At 73.3% G+C, this 1,388-nt stretch carries 1 protein-coding gene and 1 pseudogene; one reads left to right on the top strand and one right to left on the bottom strand.

The window, feature by feature from the left end; translation table 11 throughout:
* Window positions 1–463: pseudogene (locus tag KBX53_RS32945) on the top strand (hypothetical protein); the annotation flags it as partial.
* Between the two features lie 67 nt (window positions 464–530).
* Here the strand turns inward: KBX53_RS32945 and truA are convergent.
* Window positions 531–1,361, bottom strand: a complete 831-nt coding sequence (gene truA / locus KBX53_RS32950) for a tRNA pseudouridine(38-40) synthase TruA (protein WP_030329925.1) — start codon at window positions 1,359–1,361, stop codon at window positions 531–533.
* Window positions 1,362–1,388 lie beyond the last annotated feature (27 nt).

Consider the following 1,388-nt stretch of genomic DNA (forward strand, 5'->3'; position numbering starts at 1 on the left):
GCTGGTCCGGCTCGGCTGCAACCAGATCGTCCGGGCGACGCTGAGCACGCCCGACGACGGGCACCTGGTCACCGCCGGCCTGTTCAACCTCACCGACAAGGTCAGCGCGGAACGAGCCCGGGACCGGCTCCGGCAGCTGCTCGACGAACGGCAGGGCCGTTTCCGTGGCCTCACCGGCGACGACGGCGACGGCACCGACGTCCTGACCAGCGCTCCGGCACGCGTCGGCTGGCAGGTCCGCGGCCACTACCTGGCGTACGCCCTGGTGGTCCGCAAGGACGGCGCGGCGGTCAAGGCGGGTGACGCCAAGGTCCGCGAGATCCTGTTCGACATGATCGAGCTGCACCTCAGCCGGAGCGTGCTGCAACAGCGCGCCGACGGTGGCACGGCCGCGCAACCGACGGCCGGGCCGACCGACAACAGTGGAAGCCAGGGCGGCAACGGCGAGCTGCCAGGCGACTGACCGGTTCCCCGATGACGGGTGTGCTGCCGACAGGTGGCACACCCGTCGTCATTGGCGGTCCGGGCGGTCAGCCTTCGACCGGAACCCGCAACCGGCGGGTCAGGTCGGCGCGGCGTGCGTACTCGGTCGGATCGGACGGGTAGCCGACCGCGACCAGGGTCAGCCCGTGCGCGGGCGCCACTGTCACCTCGCTGGAACGCTCCTGACGGGTGAGCAGGCTCCCCGGCCACTCGACCGGGCGGCGGCCGTCCCCGGCCACCAGCATCGCCCCCACGAGGCTGCGCACCATCGCCTGGCAGAACGCGTCGGCCTGCACGGTGGCGACCAGGATGCCGTCCGGGTCGCGACGCCAGTCCAGCCTGGTCACCTCGCGCAGCGTGGTCGCGTGCTCCTTGCGCCGGCAGTACGCCGCGAAGTCGTGCTCCCCCACCAGCCCGGCAGCGGCGGCGTTCAGCGCCGTCAGGTCCAACGGTCTCGGCCAGGCCAGCACCTCGTGCCGGCGCAGCGGCTCCGCACCGAAGGGCGCATCGGTGACCCGGTACTCGTAGCGCCGGAAGGTCGCCGAGAACCGGGCGTCGAAGTCGGCCGGCACCTCCGTCATCGCCCGTACCCGCACGTCGGTGGGGAGCAGCCGGGCCAGGCGGCGCAGCAGTCGCCCTTCGTGCTGTCGCCACACCTCCACCGGCAGGTCCAGGTGGCACACCTGCCCGGTGGCGTGCACCCCCGCGTCGGTCCGACCGGCCACCGTCAGCCCGGTGGCAGTGCCGACGCCGAGGACCAGGTCCAGGGTCTCGACGAGCACCCCCGCGACGGTGCGCCGAGCCGGCTGGGCGGCCCAGCCGGAGAAGTCGGCGCCGTCGTACGAGACGTCCAGCCGCAGCCGGATCCGCTCGTCCACCTCGTACCTCCTGTTACGGGTCGGGCC

Source organism: Micromonospora sp. M51, assembly GCF_018070305.1.
Lineage (GTDB): Bacteria > Actinomycetota > Actinomycetes > Mycobacteriales > Micromonosporaceae > Micromonospora > Micromonospora parva.